This is a genomic window from Paludisphaera mucosa (assembly GCF_029589435.1).
GTDB lineage: Bacteria > Planctomycetota > Planctomycetia > Isosphaerales > Isosphaeraceae > Paludisphaera > Paludisphaera mucosa.
This window is the reverse complement of record NZ_JARRAG010000001.1, coordinates 1,429,055-1,449,874: the sequence shown is the minus strand read 5'-3', so window position 1 is coordinate 1,449,874 and position 20,820 is coordinate 1,429,055. Positions and strand designations below refer to the sequence as shown.

General features: G+C 68.8%; 22 protein-coding genes and 1 tRNA gene. 7 read left to right on the top strand and 16 right to left on the bottom strand.

Going from position 1 to position 20,820, the window contains the following annotated elements:
* Window positions 1-94: 94 nt before the first annotated feature.
* Window positions 95-586 (top strand): ribonuclease HI, encoded by a 492-nt coding sequence (rnhA, locus tag PZE19_RS05975; RefSeq protein ID WP_277859659.1) that lies wholly within the window; start codon window positions 95-97, stop codon window positions 584-586.
* Window positions 587-610: 24 nt separating this feature from the next.
* Here the strand turns inward: rnhA and PZE19_RS05970 are convergent, their stop codons facing one another.
* Both PZE19_RS05970 and PZE19_RS05965 read right to left on the bottom strand, forming a co-directional pair.
* Window positions 611-2,116 carry a hypothetical protein gene (locus PZE19_RS05970; protein ID WP_277859658.1) on the bottom strand — a complete coding sequence of 502 codons (1,506 nt, stop codon included), beginning with the start codon at window positions 2,114-2,116 and terminating at the stop codon, window positions 611-613.
* 120 nt (window positions 2,117-2,236) lie between these two features.
* On the bottom strand, window positions 2,237-2,905 hold the full coding sequence (locus PZE19_RS05965; protein WP_277859657.1) for a PEP-CTERM sorting domain-containing protein: 669 nt from the start codon (window positions 2,903-2,905) through the stop codon (window positions 2,237-2,239).
* Between the two features lie 272 nt (window positions 2,906-3,177).
* Between PZE19_RS05965 and PZE19_RS05960 the strand changes: the two genes are divergently transcribed.
* On the top strand, window positions 3,178-4,011 hold the full coding sequence (locus tag PZE19_RS05960) for a helix-turn-helix transcriptional regulator (protein WP_277859656.1): 834 nt from the start codon (window positions 3,178-3,180) through the stop codon (window positions 4,009-4,011).
* Window positions 4,012-4,229: 218 nt separating this feature from the next.
* Here PZE19_RS05960 and PZE19_RS05955 read toward each other — a convergent pair whose 3' ends face one another.
* From PZE19_RS05955 to PZE19_RS05930, 6 genes are all read right to left on the bottom strand, one after another.
* On the bottom strand, window positions 4,230-5,630 hold the full coding sequence (locus PZE19_RS05955; RefSeq protein WP_277859655.1) for a sigma-54-dependent transcriptional regulator: 1,401 nt from the start codon (window positions 5,628-5,630) through the stop codon (window positions 4,230-4,232).
* 74 nt (window positions 5,631-5,704) lie between these two features.
* Window positions 5,705-7,321: a sensor histidine kinase gene (locus PZE19_RS05950; protein ID WP_277859654.1), complete on the bottom strand. Its 1,617-nt coding sequence runs from the start codon at window positions 7,319-7,321 to the stop codon at window positions 5,705-5,707.
* 153 nt (window positions 7,322-7,474) lie between these two features.
* Complete coding sequence (locus PZE19_RS05945; protein WP_277859653.1) at window positions 7,475-8,950, bottom strand: M48 family metallopeptidase; 1,476 nt, start codon at window positions 8,948-8,950, stop codon at window positions 7,475-7,477.
* 99 nt (window positions 8,951-9,049) lie between these two features.
* A complete protein-coding gene (locus tag PZE19_RS05940) occupies window positions 9,050-9,613 on the bottom strand; it encodes a hypothetical protein (RefSeq protein ID WP_277859652.1) in 564 nt (187 codons plus the stop codon).
* A 178-nt stretch (window positions 9,614-9,791) separates the two neighbouring features.
* Window positions 9,792-11,315 (bottom strand): helix-turn-helix domain-containing protein, encoded by a 1,524-nt coding sequence (locus PZE19_RS05935; protein WP_277859651.1) that lies wholly within the window; start codon window positions 11,313-11,315, stop codon window positions 9,792-9,794.
* Window positions 11,316-11,405: 90 nt separating this feature from the next.
* Window positions 11,406-11,870, bottom strand: coding sequence for a hypothetical protein (locus PZE19_RS05930; protein ID WP_277860348.1), 465 nt, complete (start codon window positions 11,868-11,870; stop codon window positions 11,406-11,408).
* A gap of 430 nt (window positions 11,871-12,300) precedes the next feature.
* Here PZE19_RS05930 and PZE19_RS05925 point away from each other — a divergent pair, with 430 nt between their 5' ends.
* On the top strand, window positions 12,301-14,769 hold the full coding sequence (locus PZE19_RS05925) for a DUF1549 domain-containing protein (RefSeq protein WP_277859650.1): 2,469 nt from the start codon (window positions 12,301-12,303) through the stop codon (window positions 14,767-14,769).
* A gap of 91 nt (window positions 14,770-14,860) precedes the next feature.
* On the top strand, window positions 14,861-15,472 hold the full coding sequence (locus tag PZE19_RS05920; protein WP_277859649.1) for a phosphoesterase: 612 nt from the start codon (window positions 14,861-14,863) through the stop codon (window positions 15,470-15,472).
* On the opposite strand, the gene PZE19_RS05915 is transcribed toward PZE19_RS05920, so the two are convergent.
* On the bottom strand, window positions 15,455-16,657 hold the full coding sequence (locus PZE19_RS05915; RefSeq protein ID WP_277859648.1) for an alpha/beta fold hydrolase: 1,203 nt from the start codon (window positions 16,655-16,657) through the stop codon (window positions 15,455-15,457). The two genes, PZE19_RS05920 and PZE19_RS05915, sit on opposite strands and share 18 nt — an antisense overlap.
* A 316-nt stretch (window positions 16,658-16,973) precedes the next feature.
* Between PZE19_RS05915 and PZE19_RS05910 the strand changes: the two genes are divergently transcribed.
* From PZE19_RS05910 to PZE19_RS05900, 3 genes are all read left to right on the top strand, one after another.
* Complete coding sequence (locus PZE19_RS05910; protein ID WP_277859647.1) at window positions 16,974-17,576, top strand: LemA family protein; 603 nt, start codon at window positions 16,974-16,976, stop codon at window positions 17,574-17,576.
* A gap of 98 nt (window positions 17,577-17,674) precedes the next feature.
* Window positions 17,675-17,745: transfer RNA gene (locus PZE19_RS05905), tRNA-Gln, on the top strand.
* Window positions 17,746-18,099: 354 nt separating this feature from the next.
* Complete coding sequence (locus PZE19_RS05900) at window positions 18,100-18,408, top strand: hypothetical protein (RefSeq protein WP_277859646.1); 309 nt, start codon at window positions 18,100-18,102, stop codon at window positions 18,406-18,408.
* 37 nt (window positions 18,409-18,445) lie between these two features.
* Here PZE19_RS05900 and PZE19_RS05895 read toward each other — a convergent pair whose 3' ends face one another.
* The 7 genes from PZE19_RS05895 to PZE19_RS05865 form a co-directional block, all read right to left on the bottom strand.
* The gene (locus PZE19_RS05895) at window positions 18,446-18,781 is read right to left on the bottom strand and encodes a hypothetical protein (protein ID WP_277859645.1); all 336 of its coding nucleotides are present in this window, start codon (window positions 18,779-18,781) and stop codon (window positions 18,446-18,448) included.
* Window positions 18,778-19,044: a hypothetical protein gene (locus PZE19_RS05890; protein ID WP_277859644.1), complete on the bottom strand. Its 267-nt coding sequence runs from the start codon at window positions 19,042-19,044 to the stop codon at window positions 18,778-18,780. The genes PZE19_RS05895 and PZE19_RS05890 overlap by 4 nt, the downstream gene beginning before the upstream one ends.
* Before the next feature lie 291 nt (window positions 19,045-19,335).
* A complete protein-coding gene (locus tag PZE19_RS05885; protein ID WP_277859643.1) occupies window positions 19,336-19,623 on the bottom strand; it encodes a hypothetical protein in 288 nt (95 codons plus the stop codon).
* A gap of 84 nt (window positions 19,624-19,707) precedes the next feature.
* Complete coding sequence (locus PZE19_RS05880; RefSeq protein ID WP_277859642.1) at window positions 19,708-19,959, bottom strand: hypothetical protein; 252 nt, start codon at window positions 19,957-19,959, stop codon at window positions 19,708-19,710.
* Window positions 19,960-20,006: 47 nt separating this feature from the next.
* A complete protein-coding gene (locus PZE19_RS05875; RefSeq protein ID WP_277859641.1) occupies window positions 20,007-20,210 on the bottom strand; it encodes a hypothetical protein in 204 nt (67 codons plus the stop codon).
* Between the two features lie 79 nt (window positions 20,211-20,289).
* The gene (locus PZE19_RS05870; RefSeq protein ID WP_277859640.1) at window positions 20,290-20,535 is read right to left on the bottom strand and encodes a hypothetical protein; all 246 of its coding nucleotides are present in this window, start codon (window positions 20,533-20,535) and stop codon (window positions 20,290-20,292) included.
* A 23-nt stretch (window positions 20,536-20,558) separates the two neighbouring features.
* The gene (locus tag PZE19_RS05865) at window positions 20,559-20,762 is read right to left on the bottom strand and encodes a hypothetical protein (protein WP_277859639.1); all 204 of its coding nucleotides are present in this window, start codon (window positions 20,760-20,762) and stop codon (window positions 20,559-20,561) included.
* Window positions 20,763-20,820: the final 58 nt, after the last annotated feature.

The following is a 20,820-nucleotide window of genomic DNA, read 5'->3' as shown; positions in this document are numbered from 1 at the left end:
TCCGATCATCGAGGGCCGGTCGGGAGGCGTCTCCCGCGCCGTTCTCGTCGACCCGCTCGTCCCCGAGCGGTCCCGGAAGGATCGAGCAGCGACTATGGAACCGGACGCCTCGGCCCCCGCCGACCTCGTCAAGCTCTTCACCGACGGCGCCTGCAGCGGCAACCCGGGACCCGGAGGATGGGCCTACATCCTCCAGCACCCCGCCAGCGGACAGGAGCGCCAGGAGTCCGGTGCGGAGTGGCAGACGACCAACAACCGCATGGAACTGATGGGGCCGATCGAGGGCCTCGCCTCGCTCAAGCGGCGCTGCCAGGTCGAGCTGGTGACGGACAGCCAGTACGTCGCCAAGGGCATCCAGGAATGGATGCCGAACTGGAAGCGGCGGGGATGGCAGCGCAAGGACGGCAACGTCCTGAAGCCGGTCATGAACGTCGACCTGTGGCAACGCCTGGACGAGCTGCTCGCCGCCCACAAGGTGCGCGTGATGCACGTCCTCGGCCACCGCGGCCATCCCGAGAACGAGGCCTGCGACCGCCTGGCCGTCGAGGCCTACAAGGAACTCAAGCGGAACGGCCGTTCCGCTTGAGTTCCGAAGCTTCGGACGCGAGCGTCACCCCATGACGCTGGCGACGGCCTCGCGGGCGCGCTTCATCAATGGGCTGTTGGGGCGCTGCGTGCCCGGCAGGTTGTACATCGCGGCGGCGGCGAGCCGAGGCCGCCACTTCGGGTCGGTCGTGTTGAGGGATTCCTCCCAGACCGCAGCACTGTATTTGTAATCGTGGCTGTCGGTCCCCTTGTGCATGATCATGCGCGAGGCGACCTGGAACAGCGCGTCGGCTGATCCGCCTCGGGACAGGTAGGCGAGCGTCTCGGACGCGGCCTTCGCCTTGTCTTGACCCACGGCGTCGAAGATCCGCTCGATCGAGGCCGGCTCGGTGGAGATCGCCGCGTCGTCCGGCATCGCGTCGATGACGACGGGGTTCGGCGACTTGATCCGCTCGCGGTAGAGCGGCTGCCAGCCGATCGCTTGCAGCAGGGCGAGCTTGCGCGTTGTGTCGTCGCCGCTCGCACCGAAGATGAAATGGAGCGCGTTGGCCGAGGTCGTGGCGTGGATCGCGATGATGCCGGGGTTCCGCATCATCAGCTCGCTCGAGAAGAGGAGCGCGGCGTCCCAGATCGAGCCCGGGGCGACGCCCTGCCCCAGCAGCTTGACGACCTCGGCCGAGGCCGCCTCGGGCGTCGCCTCGCGGAGCATCGCCAACAGCGCGACTGTGGCGGCGGGATCGGGACGGCCGGCCTGCCAGTCCGGGCCGATCTTGGCCGCGTTCCTGAGGTTTTCCTCGTAGGGTCCGACCGGTCCCGGCTTCGACCCGCCGAGGTCGAGGAGGCCGTACGCCAGGCAGCGAAGGACGGGCTCGGCGTGTTCCCAGCCGATCGCCTGGAGGGTCCGCCAGCTCTGGGCGGCGAAGATCGCCTTGTGGCCGATGTCACGCTGGTCGCGGACGGCCATCCGCCAGAGCGGCTCCATCGTCTCGGCGGCCCCCGAGCCCCGGCAAAGCCCCGCAATCGCCACGTCGGCGCCGTCGACGTCCCAGGCTTCCATCGCCCGGACGAAGTCCTCCTTCGCCCGGTGCGGCCTGGGCACCCGTGCTTCGTCGACCGCCCCGAGCGACCAGTCGCCCTCGGCGACGTCCTTCGCCTGCGACGACTTGAAGTTGTCGAGCGCCCAGAAGAGGGGGAGCAGCCGTTCCGAGGCCGGCGAGGACTGGCCCAGGAAGTGGGCCGAATTCATGACGAGGACCGCGTGGAACTTGAATCCGACCGGCCGGGGCTGGATGTTCCGGACGCCGGCCAGGAAGAGCGACCCCAGCAACGAGCGATAGGAGAGCCCGGCTTTCAGCTCGGCGACGGCCTTCTCGAAGACGCCCTCGCGAGGCGTCTCCTCGATCCAGCGCACCACGGGCTCGATCTCGGGCCGTAGCCGCACCATTTCGGGCCGAATTTTGGCTTCCTCGGCCGCCCCGGCGCGCCCCTGGATTCGCTCCCAACCCGCCAGCCCGGCCCCCGCGATCGACGCCGAGCGCAAGAAGTCGCGACGAGGGTATCCTCGATCCATGATCGCCTCCGTACCGCACGAGTTTCGAGACCTGTCCTGCAAGTCATCGTAGTCGTGCGACGGTACGAAGGGAACCGCCGGCCGCCGCGAGCGACGGCCGGCGAGACGGCCATAGGCGGGTCAGGCCGTGAGACGCGCCCGCCTCGTCGCAACTCCCACGGCCACAATGCCCGCCCCCAGCATGGCGAGCGAGGTGGGCTCGGGAACTGCGGTCGCGCTGCTCACTTCGAGTATCAATTGCCGGTGATTGGCGGCGTCACGGGTGTAATTCATCGCGTAATGACCGGTAAAAGCCCCGGAGAGGGCCCACAGGCCGTTAGCATCGTTCATGTCCGCCACTGCTCCGGCCGAGAGGGCGATGTCGACATCCGTATGGCCATTGGTGAACCAGTCGAGGTCGATCGACCCGTAGGCCGTTCCGGTCGCCAGTTCGTCGTAGATCGCCTGGTTGGGGTTCCACTGGCCGTAAGTCTGGACGAGATCCGCAACGGGCGTTTGGACGTCGTAAACCTGATAATTCCCCCCCCCGAGGATCTCCCCGGACGCCACGCGAAACGTGGCCGAGACGATCCGACCGGAGAGTCCGGACAAGTCAAACACGAACCAGTTCTTGGCACCGATGCCCGAGCCGACTTCGTAGTTGTCAAACAGATTCTCGGAACGACCGCCGTCATAGAAGGAGCCCGATCGAGACCAGTCGACGATGATCGTCTCGGCCTTCGCGCCGAGCGGCTGGAAGGCCAGCATGAGCCCCAGAGCGATCGCAGCAATTTTGCAGAATCGATTCATGTGTTGTCTCTTAGAAATGGTCAGGGAGGTAAGCGTGGAACGGAGGATGCGTCAGCGATCCCCTGCGTCGCTCGGAATTCGGCCAGCAACCTCCGGAATGGGGTGCTTACAGATCCCGGTACGACCCTCGTATTCAACGCCGTTCCCAAAAGGCTGTCGATTCCCATAAATTGGGGATATTCCGGTCGCGATCAAATTATTAATGATCATCAGGATGCTGTATGTCTCACGCCGCAAGTTTGCGAGCGAGCGATTGGAGAGCGATCCGGGACATGACCGGCGAGGCGCGCGAGTTTGGCGACGACGCGTTCGCCTGGCGCGAGCACTGGCTGCGACGCCTCGCGAAGGTCACGGACGCCTCGATGGGCCATTTCGGCGAGATGGCGATCGGCCCTGGGTACCAGCCGCGAGATATCGGCGTCGCGGTGTGGGGTTACCAGGAAGGGTTCATCGACCTGGCGACGGTCGAACGGCAACTCGTCGAGTTCCGTACCGAGCCGGACTTCTTCGAGTCGCTCCGGGAGTACTTTCGCATCCAGGCCGAGGAGGACGGCGTGTGCCTGGGTCGGCGGGAGTTCATCGAGGATCGGCGCTGGTACGGATCGACCGACCACCAGGTCGTCCAGGCGGTCTTCGGCGTCGACCCCGTCCTTTACTGCCATCGCTCGATCAACGGGGCGGCCACGGGCGAAGGCTCGGGGATGGTCCTCCATCGTGCGCGAGGGATGCGGGACTTCGGCGCGCGGGAACGGGCGATCATCCGCGAGGCCCACGACGCCATCGTGCCGCTGATCGGCCGGACGCTGGCGCGGTTCCACGAGCCGTCGCCGGCCGACCTGGCGCCGCGTGTTCGGCAGACCCTGGCCTGCATGCTGGAGGGCGATTCGGACAAGCAGGTCGCGTCTCGACTAGGTCTCGCAACCTACACGGTCAATCAGTATGCGAAGTGCATCTACAAGCACTTCTCCGTGGAGAGCCGGGCCGAACTTCTCGCGCGTTGGCTGCGCCGGGGGTGGGGCGTGCGGTTCGCCTGGAACGAGCCGGAAATTCGACCCGCACGTGCACCGTACACGGTGCGGAACGATCGCGTCGGCGCGGGGGACTGATCCCGACCTGCCCGCGCGGCGAGTCAACTAAAGACCGAAGGCGCGCGGCGGCCGAAGCGTGCGGCCCGGCCGGATAATCGACCGTCGCCTGGTATCGACGGGCCGAACATCATGGAGGCCTCGCGATCCATCGCGTCAGACGCACGAGGGGCATGGTCGAATCGACCTTGCCGATGGTGCGGGGGTTGGACTCCGACGCGTTCGGCCGCGTCGGCCGGTCACATCTGCTGGAGTTGATTGATCTTGTTGTAGAGCGTTTTGAGGCTGATCCCCAGCTCCTTGGACGCGGCCGGCTTGTTGCCGTTGTGCTTCTCCAGGACGACCTGGATGTAGCTCATCTCGATGTCCCGGAGCGTCGGCGTGCCGTCGGGGATCGCGAAATGAGGCGCTGAGATGCCCTGGGCCGTCCCGGGCTGGGTCCGGCTGCGGGCTGGGAGCTGGGTCGGCAGGTGCTCGGGCCGGATGGGCCCGTTGCCGGCCAGGATCAGGGCCCGCTCGACGGCGTTGGCCAGCTCGCGGATGTTCCCCGGCCAGTTGTGCGACGAGAGGACGTCGACCGCCTCGGCCGAGATCGACGTCTCCGTCAGGCCGCGGCGCACCGCGTACCGCGTCAGCATGTGCCGGGCCAGCTCGGGGATGTCGTAGCGGCGTTCGCGGAGGGGCGGAAGCAGGATCTCGAAGGTGTTGAGGCGGAAGAAAAGGTCCTCGCGGAACAGGTCGTTGGCGACCATCTCGCGGAGGTCGCGATTGGTGGCGCAGACGACCCGGACGTCGACGCGGAAGGGCTCGTTCTCGCCCACCCGGCGGATCTCGCCCGATTCCAGGAACCGCAGCAGCTTCACCTGCACGCTCTTGTCCAGCTCGCCGACCTCGTCGAGGAACAGCGTGCCGCCGTTGGCGACCTCGAACAGCCCCTTGCGGTTGGACTCCGCGCCGGTGAAGGCCCCCTTGCGATGGCCGAAAAGCTCGCTCTCGACGAGGTTCTCGGGGAGCGCCCCGCAGTTCACGGGGATGAACACCCCTTTGACCCGGTCGCTGCGCTCGTGGAGGTTGCGCGCGACCAGCTCCTTGCCCGTCCCGGTCTCGCCCAGGATCATCACCGTCGCCTCGGTCGGGGCGATGGTGTCGATCAGGCGACGCACCTGCTGCATCGCAGGCGTTTCGCCGATCAGCAGCGGTGCTCCCTCGGCCGCCTTCAGGCGGCTCTCCAGCGCCACGTTCTTGTTCGACAGGTCGCGACGCTCGGCGACGCGGTTGAGGATGACCTCCAGCTCGGCCCACTTGCACGGCTTGGTCAGGTAGTCGAAGGCCCCCAGCCGGAGCGCCTGGACGGCCGTGTCGACGGTGGCGTGGCCGGTCAGCAGGATGACCTGGGTCTCGGGACTCAGCAGCTTGATCTGCGTGAGCACGTCGATGCCGGTGATGCCGGGCATGCGGATGTCGAGCAGGGCCGCGTCGTAGCTGCCGCGTTCGAGGGCCTTCAGGGCGGCGGTGCCGTCGGGGCAGACGGTGACCTCGTGGCCCAGACGGGGGAGCTCCATCTGCATCAGGTCGCGGAGGTGCGCCTCGTCGTCGGCGAACAGGATCCGCAAACCTCCGCGATGCGACTTGTCGATCATGGCTTCCTCCCTGACCCTTCCCCGTGCGTCTGGATTCGGTGTTTCGGCGTTCGCCGGGCGCGGCTGAGGCCCGCTCAGGCGGCGTGGACGTGTGCGGCGAGCTCGCGAGGAGCGACGTCGGCCTTCTCGGACGGGTGGATCGGCAGGCGGACTCGGAACGTCGACCCCCTCCCGGCGCCGAGGCTCGTCGCGGTGATCTCGCCGTGGTGCTGGTTGATGATCCGGTGCGAGATCGAGAGCCCCAGGCCCGTCCCCTTGCCGTCGCGGCGACGGGTGAAGAAGGGCTCGAAGATGTTCTCCAGCACGTCCGGAGACATGCCGCAGCCGCTGTCGGCGAAGACGACCTCGGCCATCCCCTGGTCGTATCGCGCCTCGATGCGCAGCACCCCGCCGGCGTCCATGGACTCGAGCGCGTTGACCGCCAGGTTCAGGACGACCTGCTTGATCTCCTGGCTGTCCACGTGGGCCAGGACGGCTTCCTTGGGCTGGAAGTGGATGGTCTTGCCGCGGTACTTGCCGATGTGGCGGATCATGTCGACCACCCCCTGGATCAGGCTGGGGAGGTCGGCGCGCTCGCGCTTGATGTCGCCGCAGCGGGCGAAGTCGAGCAGCTTCTCGGTGATGTTCTTACACCGGAAGGCCTCTTCCTGGATCATCTTCAGGTAGTTGGCGATGACGCGATGGTCGGGGTCGTCGGCGGCCCCCGCGAGCCCGCCCAGGCGGTTTTCGAGGGCTTCCGAGCAGAAGGCGATCGACGCAAGCGGGTTGTTGATCTCATGGGCCACGCCGGCCGCCAGGAAGCCGACGCCCGCGAGTCGCTCGGAGCGCACGAGCTGCCGGCTGCGCTCTTGCACCTGCTGCTCCAGCTCGGCGTAGGTCATGCTGATCCGCGCCGTCATCTCGTTGAAGGCGGCGGCCAGGTCCTGCATCTCGTCTCCCGAGTTCAGGTCGATCTTGTAATCGAACGAGCCCTTCGCGACCCGGCGGACCCCGCGTTGGAGGAGCCGCACGGGGTTCAACACCCAGCGATGAAAGAGCGCCATCAGGCCGCAGAGCATCGCGAGGACCATCAGCGCCGAGGTCCAAACGATGACCCGGCTGGCCTGGTACTGGGTCTTGGACATCGAGAGGATCTCGAAGAAGTCCTCGTGAAGCTCCTTCGGGAGCAGCATGACGATGTGCTTCAGCCGCTCGATGTGAGACGCGAGGTCGTCGGCCTGTTCGAGCTGGGGGAGCATCTCGGGATGCTCCTTGATGAAATAGCTCGTCCCATGAAGGACCGGGGCGACCGGCGGGTCGGTCGGCCTCAGGTCGTTCAGGACCACGGCGAGGCCATCGTCCATGACGAACGACAGGCCCAACTCGTCCAGGCCGCTGTTGGCGCGGTTGCCGCGCAGGGTGTTCTGCTTCAGCTCGTGGAAATATTTCACCAACGAGTCGCGGGCGCCCTCCGCCGAGGCGATCAACGCGTCGCGTTCCTCGTCGGTCCCTTCGCGGGGGGCGTGAAGGCGGAAGACCGACTCGATCAGGTCCTTGGACGCCCCCAGCTCGCGGAGCTGGTCGGTGAGCGAGAGGTTGCTGACGTGGAAGGAGTGCAGCCCGAAGATGGAGCCGCCCATCAGGATGAGCATCATCCCGACGACCACGCAGAGGCCGACCATGAGCTTGAGGCGAATCGGCCACCGGACCATGACGACCTCCTTGTCGTGCTGGCGGGCTCGGTCAGTCGGGGACGCCGCCCTGATCGGTTCCGGGGACGGCGGTGACCTTATACCAGAAGTCGCGAAATCGCTCAAACGCGACTCAAGCCGCGGCGTGAAGAAACCGAAAGCCGGCGGTCTCGCTCAATGGAGGACGCCGAGCCAGTAGGCGGCCCCCGCGAAACCGATCGACGCCGCAAGCCCCATCGCCAGGCCGTATCGGACGTTGCGTACGTGCCGCTGGAACGCCAGCTCGCGTTCCGGGGCGACGGCCAGCTTCTGCAGGAAGGCGATCCGGCTGGCGATGCTTCCGTGCCGCCATGATCGCGCGTCGAGCGCGATGCCGTTCTGATAGGCGACCGTGGCCAGGGCGTCTGCGAAGATCCGAACGCCGGTCGGGCAGACGTTGCGGATGGGCTGTCGTTCCTCGTCCGGCATCTCGCCGAGGTCGAAGTGCGGCGGGCAGTCGGGCGAACCGCACGAAACCGCCTTGCAGCCGTACACGTCGGCCTGACGCTCGAAGCGGCGGGAGAGGTTGCCGAAGACCACCCAGAAGAACGCTCCCACGGCGGCGGCGACGATCACGCCCTCCAGTATGTCGCGGAGCGTCGACGGGCTCGAAGGATCGACCGACGTAAGCTCGGAGATCCAGGCCTCCAGGCCGGTGAAAGCGTCGGACGCCATGGTCAGGACGGCCAGGCAACCCACGAAGAAGTAGAGGAAATACGGCAGGTGGCGATGGGCGACGTGGCCGATCTCGTGGCCGAAGACGGCGGCGATTTCGAGCGGCGTCAGCGTGTCGATCAGGGCGTCGGACAACAGCACGTAGCGGAACCGCGGCAGGATTCCGGTGACGCAGGCGTTGATCATCGTATGATCGGTGTCCCAGACCAGGACGTCCGCGCACCGGAATCCCGAGCGCCGGGAGATCACCTCCAGCCGGCGCCTCAAGGGCCCGTCGGGCAGTGACCGCGTCGGCCAGGCCAGGCGGATGAAGATCGGCGAGGCCGCCAGCACCATGACGCCCAGGACGGCCAGCTCGATGGTCTCGGCCATCGGCTGCTCTTGCCATCGCGGCCAGAGCCGCCCCACAACGTCGTTCCGCACGACGAAGATCGAAACGATCGGCAGGATCAGGGCCAGCGACTGGCGTTCCTTGAGGTACAGATGCCGCACGACGCGTCGGCCGGCGTGCGAGGTGGGCAGCCCCTGGAGGGCGCGCTCGCCGTAGAAGGTCCCCCACCAGACGAGGATCTGCATCACCAGGAAGGGCGCGATGATCAGGAGGTCGTCGACGAGGATCGATCCCCGCCATCCCCAGGCGCCCAGCACGACGCCCGGCCAGTTCCAGGCGTGGATCGCCCAACCGAAAACGCCAAGCCCCGCCAGGGCCAGCAGCCGTGAGCCGTTGAGGAACGTCCGCCGCAGGCGAGCGGTCGCGAACCCTTTTCGTCGAACGCCCCAGGCCGTCCCCAGTCCGAGAGCGAAGGCCGCGGCGGCGACCGCCAGGATCGAGCCGGCGACTTGCAAGATCGTCGCCCGGACGTCGTCCGGCGGGAAAGTGGGCGTGTTGACGCCGAAGGCCAGGAACAGCGCGATCAGGAGGGGGATGGGTATCATTTGGGCCTGTGGGCGACGCCGAGCGGGGGCGGACCGTCTCCGGGCCGGCGTGCTCGCGCCGGACGCAGGCCGGATTATCCGAGCCCCGTCCACGCCGCGTCAAGGGGAGGCGTCGAGCGCGGGCTCCGCTTCGCGCGACGGCTCGGCGGCGGGAGCCCAGCCGAACCGGCGGTCCTGGGGCGAATCGAGACGGGTCGGCATCGGCTTGCGGCGGTCCGTCCTCGGAGCGGGCTCGGGCGTGGGAGGGGTGACGTCGCTCGCCTCGGCCTGATCGTCCTTGCCCAGGGCCACCCGAGAGCCGGACTCCGACATCGCCGAGCGGACCGCGGCCGGCAGGCTGTCGCGCAGCTCGCGGAAGGCGGTTTTCAGGTCTTCGTGTTCGGCCTGGTAGGCGTGGACGCTGCCCCGGAGGTTCTCGATGGTGGTCGACTGGGCTGTCAGGCGGCGGGCGTCGTCGACGGCACGTTCGGAGTAGTCCTCGTTCTGGTTGCGGAAGGTCAGGAGCTCGTCCTTGAGCTGATCGTTCTCCGAGCGTAGGGACTGGATCGTTCGCCGGCTCTCGTCGAGGCGCTGGCGCGAGCCGAACTGGCTGCACCCCGGAACGGCCGCGGCGCACGCCAGCGCGAGAATCGACCAGGCTCGTCGGCGCGGCGCGGCGATCATCCGTCCCGGTTCCCTCCTGGAACGCCCGCGGATCGTCGCGCGAGGGGCGCGACGCGACCCGTCCCGGCTCGATGGTCTCGGCGGGAACGGGTCGTGGTGTCTCGCGAGGGCTTCACGGCGTCGTCTTAGCGGATCTCGGCCGATCGGGCAAGCCCGACCGGTCGGGGGCCGCCGACGATCAGCTGAAGAAGAGGCCCGAGATCGACTTGACGAGGCCGGAGGCGGGGCCGCCCTCGTGGAAGTCGTAGAGGTTGCGGACCAGGTCGAACGCCAGGAACGACGAGAGGAAGATGAACAGGCTGGCGACCGCGAGCAGGCCGACCGAGAGGCCGTCCCAGTCGACGGCGGCCTCGCGCGAGATCACCACGCCGGGCGTCGAGGCCGAGCTGGTCGGCGAGTCGTCGGAGGCCCAGGCGGTGGCCATCTCGCTGGAGACGGCGTCGTCGAAGCCGTCGTCCTCGTCGTCGTCGTCATCGTCGGTGATGCCCGACGGGGCCATGGCGGTGGCGGCGTTGATGTCGACGTCTTCCTCGTCGATGGCGAAGACTTCCGAGGCGCTGTCGCTGTCCTCGAGGTCGAAGTCGCTGCCGGCGTTGAGCTGGACGGTCTTGTCGTCCGACTCGTCGTCGAGGGCGGCGTCGACCTCGAAGTCGGTGTCGTCGAAGATGTCCTTCTCGCCCTTCTTGACGGCCGGCGGCGGCGTCGCGGACAGCGAAGCCTTGGGCTTCGCCGGGGCCGCGGCGGGCGGCTTGGCGCCCTTGCGGCTGGGCACTTCCTCGTCGCTCAGGGGGGCGAGCTCGATCGACTCGGCCCCGCCGCCGTTGAAGGAGCCCAGCAGGTTGATGCCCGAGTCGCTGGGCCGCGAAAGGTTGATGCCCGAGAGGTTGGGGTCGGCGGCCGTGACGTCGGAGTCGCTGGGCTTGAGCGGGGTGGCCTCGAACTCGTCGCTGGCGTCGAGAGCGCTCAGCTCGAAGTCGCTGCCGGACTCGGGCTGGAGGGCGTCGACCAGCTCGCTCGAAGGGTTCAGCTCGAAATCGCTGTCGGACGAGCCCGCGGCGGGGACCTCGGCCGAGGAGCCCAGCAGGGATCCGGGGCGGACCGAGCTGTCGGACGCGCCGGCGCCGGCGAGCAGGCCGTGCTCGGAGGTGTCGTCCTTGATCAGCGTGACGTCGGAATCGCTGGGGACGCGGCCGATCGGCGCGGCCAGGCGGACGTCGGAGTCGCTGGCGCCCTTGAGGTTGTCGGGGACGAGCCGGACGTCGGAGTCGCTGGGCCGCTTGCCGCCCGAGGACATGCCGATGATCACCGAGCTGGAGCCGGTCACGGGGTTGGGCGGGACGGAGAGGTCGTCGATCATCAGGTCGTGCTCGGAGCCCTCGTCGGCCCCGCGGCCGGTGGCGCCGAACTGCATGGTCTCGTTGCCGAGGTCGGGCTTGGCCACGCCGAGCTGGAACTCGGACAGGTCGAGTTCGTCGAGGTCGCCGGCGCTGGCGGCGGGGACCTCGAGGTCGGAGAGCCGCAGCTCGGCGTCGCTGCCGAGGCCGTGGCGGCGGGCCAGCTCGTCGACGTCGACCACCCGGAACCGCCAGGTGCCGCCGTCGAGGAAGGCCCGGACCTCGCGCTGCTGCGCCTTCGCCTTCAGCTCCTCAGGACTCATCCCCAGGACGCGGGCGGCTTCTTCAAGCGTGTAGAACTGAGCCATGGACAGGGTCCTCGCGATCAAATCGGCCCGGGGGGGCCGTGGGTGGGTCGATTCCAAGTGGGCCGAGGACCGCGGCCGATTCGCGCCCGCCTAGCGGTCCTTCGGGGTTCGTCCGGGCTGCGACGACGCCTTCACGGTCGCCTCGATGGCGGCCGGCTCCGGCGCCTGGTTGTTGTACTGTTCCAGCTTGAGGTCCCACTCATACTGACGAGCGGCTTCGAGCTTCAGCGACCCCTTGGGGTTCGAGGGGTCGAACCGATAGACGGCCAACGCCTGCGTCTTCGAGTCGATCAGGAAGAGCCACTGACCCTGCATGCCCGGGGGGGACGTGACGAAGGCCAGCGTCCCCCCCGCCTCGGCCGAGGCCGCCGGCCGCATGGCCGAAGCCCGTCCCGGCTCGACGGCCCGGGGCGGAGCGGCCTGGAGCGGCGCCTCGCCCGTCGTCTGGGCCGTCGACTGCGGCGCCTGCGCCCCCCCGACCCACGAGACCACGACGCCCAGGATCAGCCCGGGAAGACCGTATCGCGCCACCCCGTTCCAGTCGCGAAACCTCATCACGCTCCCCCTCCTTGAGAACCTCGGCCGGCCCTCGTCCCAAGCGCCGACCCCGACGTCGCGCGGGATTTTCCCCGCGCACGCCGCTGGACTTTCGACTTCAGTCTATCACACGCTTTTCGGGAGATTCGACGCTTCGAACCACGGAATGCGGCCGGCGGCGCCGGCGCGACGAGAGATGCTGACGGCCGGCGCGGATTCTTGACCCTTTATTGTAAGAATTCGGACCTTGGTCGCAAGTCCCCCGTTTCCGGCCCTCGACATCGATTGCACACAGGCGCTTGATAAATCCCGGCGGATCGGCTAGCTTGTTAAACAATTGCCGTAAGATTGGTGGAGGCGCGACGTCAAAACGTCGTCCGACGCCTTGGACGCCGGCCCCCCCGCCGACGGTTCCCACCTTCCCGCCCCGATCGCGAGGAACGACCCCATGAGTGGACGCCGAGGCCCCGACTTCCGCGGCAGCTTGGTCCTGCTGGCCGCGCTTTTCGCCGCGCCGACCGCAAGCTCGCGGGGCGAGGACGCGGCCGTCGACCTCGTCGGCACGCCGGCCTCGGTCGAGATCAGCCCGGCTAGCCCGGTCCTCGCGGGCCGTCGTGCGAACGCTCGTCTCATCGTCACGGCGACCTATCCGGACGGCAACGTCCGCGACCTGACGCGGGCCCTCGAATGGTCGAGCGCCGACCCCAACGTCGCGGTCGTTTCGCCGACCGGCCTGGCCACGCCAAAGGCCGACGGCACGGTGGTCCTCACGGCCCGCAAGGGGAGCGTCGAGGTCTCGACGACCGTCAAGGTCGAAGGTATGGCGAACCCGGCGCCGGTCAGCTTCCGCCGCGACGTCGTGCCGGCCCTGAGCCAGGCGAGCTGCAACATGGGGGCCTGCCACGGCACCCCCACCGGCAAGGGGGGGCTGAAGCTCAGCCTCCGCGGCTATCTGCCCGACCAGGATTTCCTCACCCTCAGCCGCGAGTCCGGCGGCCGTCGCATCAACACGCTCAACGCCGACGCCAGCGTCATCCTCCGCAAGCCCCTGGGCGAATCGCCCCACGAGGGCGGCATCCGCCTGAAGCGCGACTCGAAGGCCTTCGAGTACATCCGCGACTGGATCGCCGAGGGCGCCCACGACGATCCGGCGGCCGTCGAGGCCGTGAAGCTCGAGATCCTCCCCGGCGCCCGCGTGCTGAACGCCCCGGCGAAGACGCAGCAGCTCGTGGTCATGCTGACCCTGGCCGACGGCACCCGCAAGGACGTCTCGTCGATCTGCTATTACGACTCGTCGAGCCCCGACGTCGCCGAGGTGGACTCCACCGGCTACGTGACCTTCAAGAACCGCGGCGAGGTCGCGATCATCGCCCACTTCCTCAGCCTGGTGGCGAACGTCCGGCTGACGCACCTGGTCGACGTCCCCGGCTTCACGGCCGTCGACGTCCCCCAGGACAATCCGGTCGACCGGGCGGTGTACACGAAGCTCAACCGGATGCGGATCGCCCCGTCCGAAGCGTGCTCCGACGCCGAATTCATCCGCCGCGCCTACCTCGACGTCATCGGCGCCCTGCCCCGCCCCGAGGAGGTCGACGCCTTCCTCAAGGACAGCCCCGCCGATCGCCGCGCCAAGGTCATCGACGCGCTGCTGGAGCGGCCCGAGTTCTACGACTTCTGGGCGCTCAAATTCGCGGACGTCCTCCGCTCGAACGGACGCCTGATCGAGCCCAAGGGGGCTTACGTCTTCCATCGCTGGATCCGCTCGGCCCTCGAATCGGGGATGCCGATGGACCAGTTCGTCCGCAACCTGCTGGCGTCGGACGGGTCGACGTTCTCCAACCCGGCCACCAACTACTACCGGATCAGCCGCGACCCCGAGACCTCGACCGAGACCACGGCCCAGCTCTTCCTGGGCGTGCGGATCCAGTGCGCCAAGTGCCACAACCACCCCTTCGAGCGCTGGACGCAGGACGACTACTACGGCTTCGCCGCGTTCTTCTCGCAGGTCGGCCGCAAGCCGGGCGCCCTCCCCGGCGAGGAGGTCGTCTATGCGACCGGCGGCGGCGAGGTGAAGCAGCCCCGGACCGGCAAGGTCATGCCGCCGAAGGCGCTGGGCGGGCCGAAACTGGAAGACGCCGCGGTCGACCGCCGCGCCCGGCTGGCATCCTGGCTGACGTCGAAGGAGAACCCGTTCTTCGGCAAGAGCCTGGTCAACCGCGTCTGGTACCACCTGATGGGCCGGGGGATCGTGGAGCCGGTCGACGACTTCCGGGACTCGAACCCGGCTTCGAACGACGAGCTTCTCGACGGCCTGACCAGAGACTTCGTGGCCGGCGGCTACAACCTGAAGTCGCTGATCCGGACCGTCCTCCAGAGCCGGACGTACCAGCTCTCCGCGACGACCAACAAGCTGAACGTCGACGACGCGGTCTACTTCTCGCACGCGACGACCAAGCTGTTGCCCGCCGAGGTCCTGCTCGACGCCATCTGCGACGTCACGGGCTCTCCCAACGCCTTCGCGGGCCTCCCGGCCGCCGCCCACGCCATCCAGCTTCCCGACGGCAAGATGGACGACCCGTTCCTGAAGACCTTCGGCCGGCCGGCGCGCGAGCTGGCCTGCGAATGCGAGCGCGAGAGCGACTCGAACCTCTCGCAGGCGCTGCAGCTCATCGGCGGGGCGACGGTCAACAACAAGCTCCGCAGCGACGCCGGCCGGATCGCCGGCCTGGCCAAGAGCGGCAAGCCCCCCGAGGCGATCACCGAGGACCTCTACATGATCGCCTTCAGCCGGACGCCGACGCCCGCCGAGATGGAGGCGGCCGTCAAGCACCTGAAGGGCGCCAAGGACCTCCGCCCGGCCGTCGAGGACCTGGCCTGGGTCCTGATCAACTCCAAGGAGTTCCTCTTCCGGCATTGACGATCGGCGGCGGCCGACCGCACTCTCGGCGGAAGATGATAGATTACCCTCGGATCGCGTACCCGACCGTCCCGATCGCGAGGCTCCCGCCGTGAGTGCGTCTTCGAACGAACGCGTCCTGGTCGTCCCCGCCGCCGAGTTCGATCGCCTGGGGCGATTCCAGGGCTTCCACGTCGATGGCGATCGATATCTCGCCGCCCTGCTCCGCCCCGAGAACACCGCGTTCCGGCCGCGCTCGGAGGTCGAGGACGACCCGAGCCTCAAGCAGATCATCCCCTACGTCGTCCTTCGCGCCGGCGACGAGGTCTTCTGCTACACCCGCGGCGGCTCGCAGGGCGAGGCTCGCCTGCACCGTAAGCGCTCGCTGGGCGTGGGCGGGCACGTCGACGAGGCCGACGCCGAGGGCCGTTGCGGCTTCGAGGCGTACGACACGGCCATGCGTCGCGAGCTGGCCGAGGAGGTCGACATCCAGGGCCCGGGCGTCCTCCGGCTCGCGGGCCTGATCAACGACGACTCGACGCCCGTGGGCTCGGTCCACCTGGGCGTCGTCCACATCTATGACCTGGATCGGCCGCTCGTCACGGCTCGCGAGCTGGGCCTCGCCGACTGCGGCTTCACGCCGATCGCGGAGCTTTCGGCGGCGCGCGGCGATTTCGAGACCTGGTCGCAGTTCTGCATCGACGAGCTACTCCGGCAGGCTTGAGCGGACGTCGACCGAGGCCTGGGGGGTGGCCTCGACCTGCGGGCTCGGCGGCGGACCGGGCTGGCGGGCGTCGAGCCACCGGATGATGGCGGGAAAGACCTCGTGGGGGGCGTTGCGGCTCCAGACGAGGTCGCAATGGCCGTAACGGCCGAGGCTCCCCTGCGCCTCGCCGAAGATGAGCAGGGTCTTGTCGGGGCTGCCCAGTCGGTCGAAGGTCGTCTGGGTGGACGGCACGTCCGAGATCAGGTCGGTGTCGCCGGCGATCATCAGCGTGGGGACGACGACTTCCGGCAGGTGGTCGACGTAGTCGATCCGCTCGTCCGCCGAGAGCAGGTGGCCGTCTCGCAGGTAGGGGGCGAGCTGGCGGAGCGCCCCGGGGCCGGGGTCTTCCAGGGTGTAGCCGTAGAACCGCGAGACCGTCCGGCGATCGACGTTCTCGGCCGTGTAGTAGAAGCGGTCGATCTTGGCCATGCCCGGCATGTGGAAGAAGGCCAGCGGCCTCCCCAGCCTGCCCGCGCTGGCGACGTTGAGCAGCGTCCGGATCCCCGAGTTGGCCCGGAGCATCGCCTTCTGCGGCGTCGTCGCCTGGACGATCGTGCTCCCCATCCCCACGAAGTTGGCGATCCGGTAAGGCTCGAGACTGAGCTGCTCGAAGGGGAATACGACCATCCCCCCCAGGCTGTGTCCGATCCAGTTGACCTGGCGACGCCCCGTCTCGCGCTCGACGTGGTCCAGGATCGCCGGCATGTCGAAGCGGACGACGTCGTCGAGCGTCCAGTTCGACTCGCCGCGCTCCGGGAAGGGCGTCCCGCGCAGGAACCTGTTCATGACGTCGCACGAGCCCAGCCGGGCGTTTTCGCCGGACGCGCGGAGGTCGAACAGGAAGACGTCGTAGCCGCCGGCCGCGAGGCGGCCGGGAAGGTGATCGTCGGTGATCGTCCAGAAGGTGGCGTTGAGCCCGAGGCCGTGGCAGAGGACCACCGGCAGCTTGCCCGGCTCGGGGCGGTCGGGCCGATAGCGCCGAACCCCCAGCCGCCAGCCGTCCTTCGTGTAGGCGTACTCGTCGGTGCAGGGGCGGAGGTCGGGAGACAGTGCGTTCCGACGCATCGCGGCGCAACCGGACAGCCCCGAAAGGCCGATGCCCAGGGCCGCGGCCGTCCACTCCCTGCGGGACAGTCGGTGCATGCGTTTCGGAGTCCTTCCGCCAGCGACTGATTCGCGGTCTTCCCGACCGCGGGCGAGATTCTAATCGACGCGGCCGCCGCCGGGAACGCGAGCATGCGCGGAAGTTCGCCCCGCGCCGGAGGAAGCGCGAATTCCTCGGAGGCCGCTCGGCCTTTGCGGGAAATCGGGACGCCCGTCCCATAATCCGCCCGTCCCAGCGAACTTCCGTCTTGAACGGGCCCTGCGCGGGCCGCAAGATCGTTAGCAACGCGGCCGTTCGAGGCCGTGATCGAGTCGTTTCGCAGCGCCGGCGGGTCGCGAACGGGGGAAGGCAGCCATGTTTTCGGGAATTACGGGCGTCCTCGTGGTGGTGGCCGTCGTCGTGGTGGCGGTCCTGGGCTGGATCGCGATGGCGTTCAACAGCCTGGTCGCCCTCCGCAACCGCTACAAGGCGGCGTTCAGCCAGATCGACGTCCAGCTCAAGCGGCGGTACGACCTGATCCCCAACCTGATCGAGACCGCGAAGGGCTACCTGAACCACGAACGGCAGACCCTCGAAGCCGTCGTGCAGGCCCGCAACTCGGCCCTGGCCGCGAGCCGGACGGCCGCCGCCAACCCCGGCGACCCCTCGTCGATGGCCGGCCTGGCCGCCGCCGAGACCCAGCTCAACGGCGTCCTCGGCCGCCTCTTCGCCGTCGCCGAGGCCTACCCCGACCTCAAGGCGAACCAGAACATGCTGGCCCTCCAGCAAGAGCTGAGCAGCACCGAGAACCTGATCGCCTCATCCCGCCAGGTCTTCAACAACACCGTCCAGCAGTACAACACGACCCGCGAGAGCTTCCCCTCCAACCTCGTCGCCAACGCGATGGGCTTCGCCCCCGCCCAGCTCTTCGAACTGACCTCCGAGAAGGAACGCGAGACCCCCGGCGTCCGATTCTGACGTTGCGACCGAGGGGCCGGCCAAGCTCTCTTGCACAAGCGGGCCGAGACCTTTATCATGCCTGGAGACGGGTCGAGACCGACCCGCTCCCGCCGCTTTGGGGATTGGTGTAACGGTAGCACGGCTGACTCTGGATCAGTTAGTCTAGGTTCGAATCCTAGATCCCCAGCTCACTCGAAACCCGCAACGGCCGCCGCAAGTCCTGACTCCAAGACGACTTGCGACGGCCGAATCGCTTTCAGGCCTACGCCATCCCTGGCGAGACCGGCGACCGATCGACGCCATCGAGTGCGTGAAGCTGCACCTGAGTGCGTACGGCGGCATTACGCCAGCAGCGCTAAAGCAGCGCACGGCGTTCATCAATATCAACAGTCTCTGATTAGTCAGGCGGAGCGACCCGCCTTGACGGGCGACCTCTCCGAAAATGATCGGTCGGCCATTGCCGACCCTTTTCATGAAGATGTAATGTACATCCAGTCAGTATGTCGGGCAGCGGTCGAAGGGACGGTCGGAGGGCGAGGCGATGTCGGATCGACGGGTGATCGCCGAAGTGGTGCGGATGCGGAGACTCATCGCCGGCCGGGTCGTCGAGCTCGACGTCGTCATCGCGCCGGCCGCACGAGAGGCCGAGCTGCTCGAGGCCCGGCCGGCGCTGGGCGCCTGGACCCGCGCCGCCACGATCTGGATCGCCACCCCGATGGTGCTGTTCGTCGAGCCGACGACGACGCCCGCCCCGGCCCACGCGGCCGAGAGACGGCTGCCGCCCCTGGATCTCGAGTGGCTGGTCCAGGGTTGGAGCAAGTTCGACGACAGCCCGTCCACGGCGGGTTGAGAGCCGGCCCGATCGGGGCCGGGCCGGGGCGTGCGGTTCATTTCTTACGAGGCCGTCGTCGCCTCGGTGGGGACTCGGCCTCACGACCTCCCGGCGGATCGCACCACGCCGGCCGCGTCAGCAGGGCCAGGCCCAGCATGCGGGCGACGTCCGAGGGGACGAACAGGTCGACCACGAAATCCGGGCCCATGCAGGCGGGGAACTCGCCCCGATCCTGCAGGTGTCGGCCGGCCCGCGCGGCGGCCTCGGGGCGGAGCGACAGGTCGAACGCGACGGCCCCGAGTCGGCACCGGATGCAGACCATCTGGGGATGGTGTTCGACGTCCAGGGAGCCGTAGCCCGGCGTCGCGACCTCGATCCGCACCGGCTTCATCGGCCGCCGCCGTCTTCGGACGAGGTCCGCGGCTTCGCGCGGGTCGCGGCCCGCTCCTCGGCGTCGATCGCGCGGACGATCGCCTCGATCGCCCAGACGAGCGCCTGGGCCTCGAAGGCCGTGAGGACGATGCGGTCGGTCCGTCGACCCTTCTTCAACGAGAGCGCGATCCCGCCGCCCTCGATCCGCTCGACTACCGTGTCGGGAGTCCACGGCTCGAAGCCGTCCTCGACCTCCTCCAGCCCGGGCGTCTCGTCGGTCATCGAGCGTCGCCTCCCGCCCCTGGGGGCCCATGCCGGGCCTTGCCCGCCCGACGTGGGCCGATCGGCCGGCCTGGACGACGGCGGGCCCGTCAGTTCCGCCTCGAGCCTCCATGCCTCTAAGCCGAAGCGCATGGTACGCATCGTCGCGACCGGTTCACCGTCCGCCGCCGTGCAGACCGATTCGAATTCGACGATCTCGCCGGCGTGGTCGTCGACGCCGTCAGGTGGCCCGCGTCGACGGCCAGCGTCGGCCCGAGCGCGATCGGCGGGTCTGCGCCGAGTTCGAGACCCTCACGGCCCGTCCGCGCCGCAGCCGTTCGGGCACCGCCTCAGCCCCCAGGCGACGCATTCCCGGGTCTCGGTGTCGATCAGGATCGCTTCCCAACCCCGCAGCCGGCCGCACTTCTCGCACCAGGCCGCCCGCTCCGGGACGTCCCGGGATTCGGCCAGGGACAGGCGGCCGAGCCGACGGCACGCGTCCCGGACCGCCGGCGGGATCCCGCCGGGGGTCGTCCCCAGGTGGCGGAGGACGACCGCCAGGTCGATGAGGGTGGATTCGGCGAGCGTCTGCAAAGCCATCGCAACGCCTCCGGGGCCGTGCCTGGGCGCCGCACGGCTCGTGCGGCGCTCGACCGAGCATGATCGCCGGCGCCGCTCCACGGTTCACGGCGCATCCGGGTCGTCCGACGCCAGCAGGACCGCGGGGCGGCCGAGGAGCCGGTATCTCCCCTTCCCCAGGCGGTCCACCGCCCGCCCCTCCTGGGTCCGGTACCCCTTCTCCCCCCACGCCTCGCCGTCCGGCTCCTCCGGGGCCGAGGCGTCGACGACCTCGACCACCTCGTAGACGATATACTCTTCGCCCCGCGGGTCGATGGCCAGGAACATCCGGCTGACGTCCCTCCGCTTGATGGTCATCTCACGAGTCCTTCGTCGGGCGGCGGGCCGACGTCGAGGCCCCTGGATCAGTCGTCTTCCCGGGGCCGATCCCCGGGCACGATGGGGAAATCCCGGCAGTACGCGTCGATCGCCTCGGCGACGACCTGGCCGGGGCTCCTGCCCGAATGCACGCAGTGGACGTGGAGCCTGATGAACGCGTCCTCGTGGACGTCCACGCTCAACCTCCGCGTCGTCGCCGACCGGCCCGCCCGGTGCATCGACCCCGTCATCGCGAGCCTCCTTCCGTCGACGCGCCGTCGCGTCGCGTGACCTCGACGGCGGCTCGACGCCGAGCCGCCTCCGTCATCCTCACGGCTTGCCCGCCCCCCCCTCAGCCGCGCGAGAGTCGCGGAACCGGAACAGGGCCTCCGCCGGGCCGCGCAGCTTGAACCGAAGCATCCCGGGCGGGTCGCCCGGCCGGGGCGGCGCCTCCTCGATCTCGACCTTCCAGGCCTCAGCGCCGGCGTGCTCGGCGAGCAGCGCACGCAGCTCACGTTCCGCGACCTCGGCGTCGGGGACGCCGCCTACGTCCGACTCGGCCGCGATGTGGGCCACGGCGGTCAATCCCGTCTCGTCCGTCATCGGCCGCCGGGCGTCGGCCTCTCGACGGCCTCCAGGACCACGTCGCGGGCGAACGCCGTCATGCTCAGCCCGCGGCTCGCCGCCGCGACCCGGACCCGGCGATGGTCCGCCGGGGTGAATTGCAGTCGGACCCACGTCGGTCCCCGGTCCGCCGCCGGCGTCGAACCCGCCGGCCCCTTCCGCGACTTCCGCTCCGCCATCGTCGCCTCCCGCCCGTTCGGGCGCTCACCAGTACACCACGAAGACGGCGTGGATGCA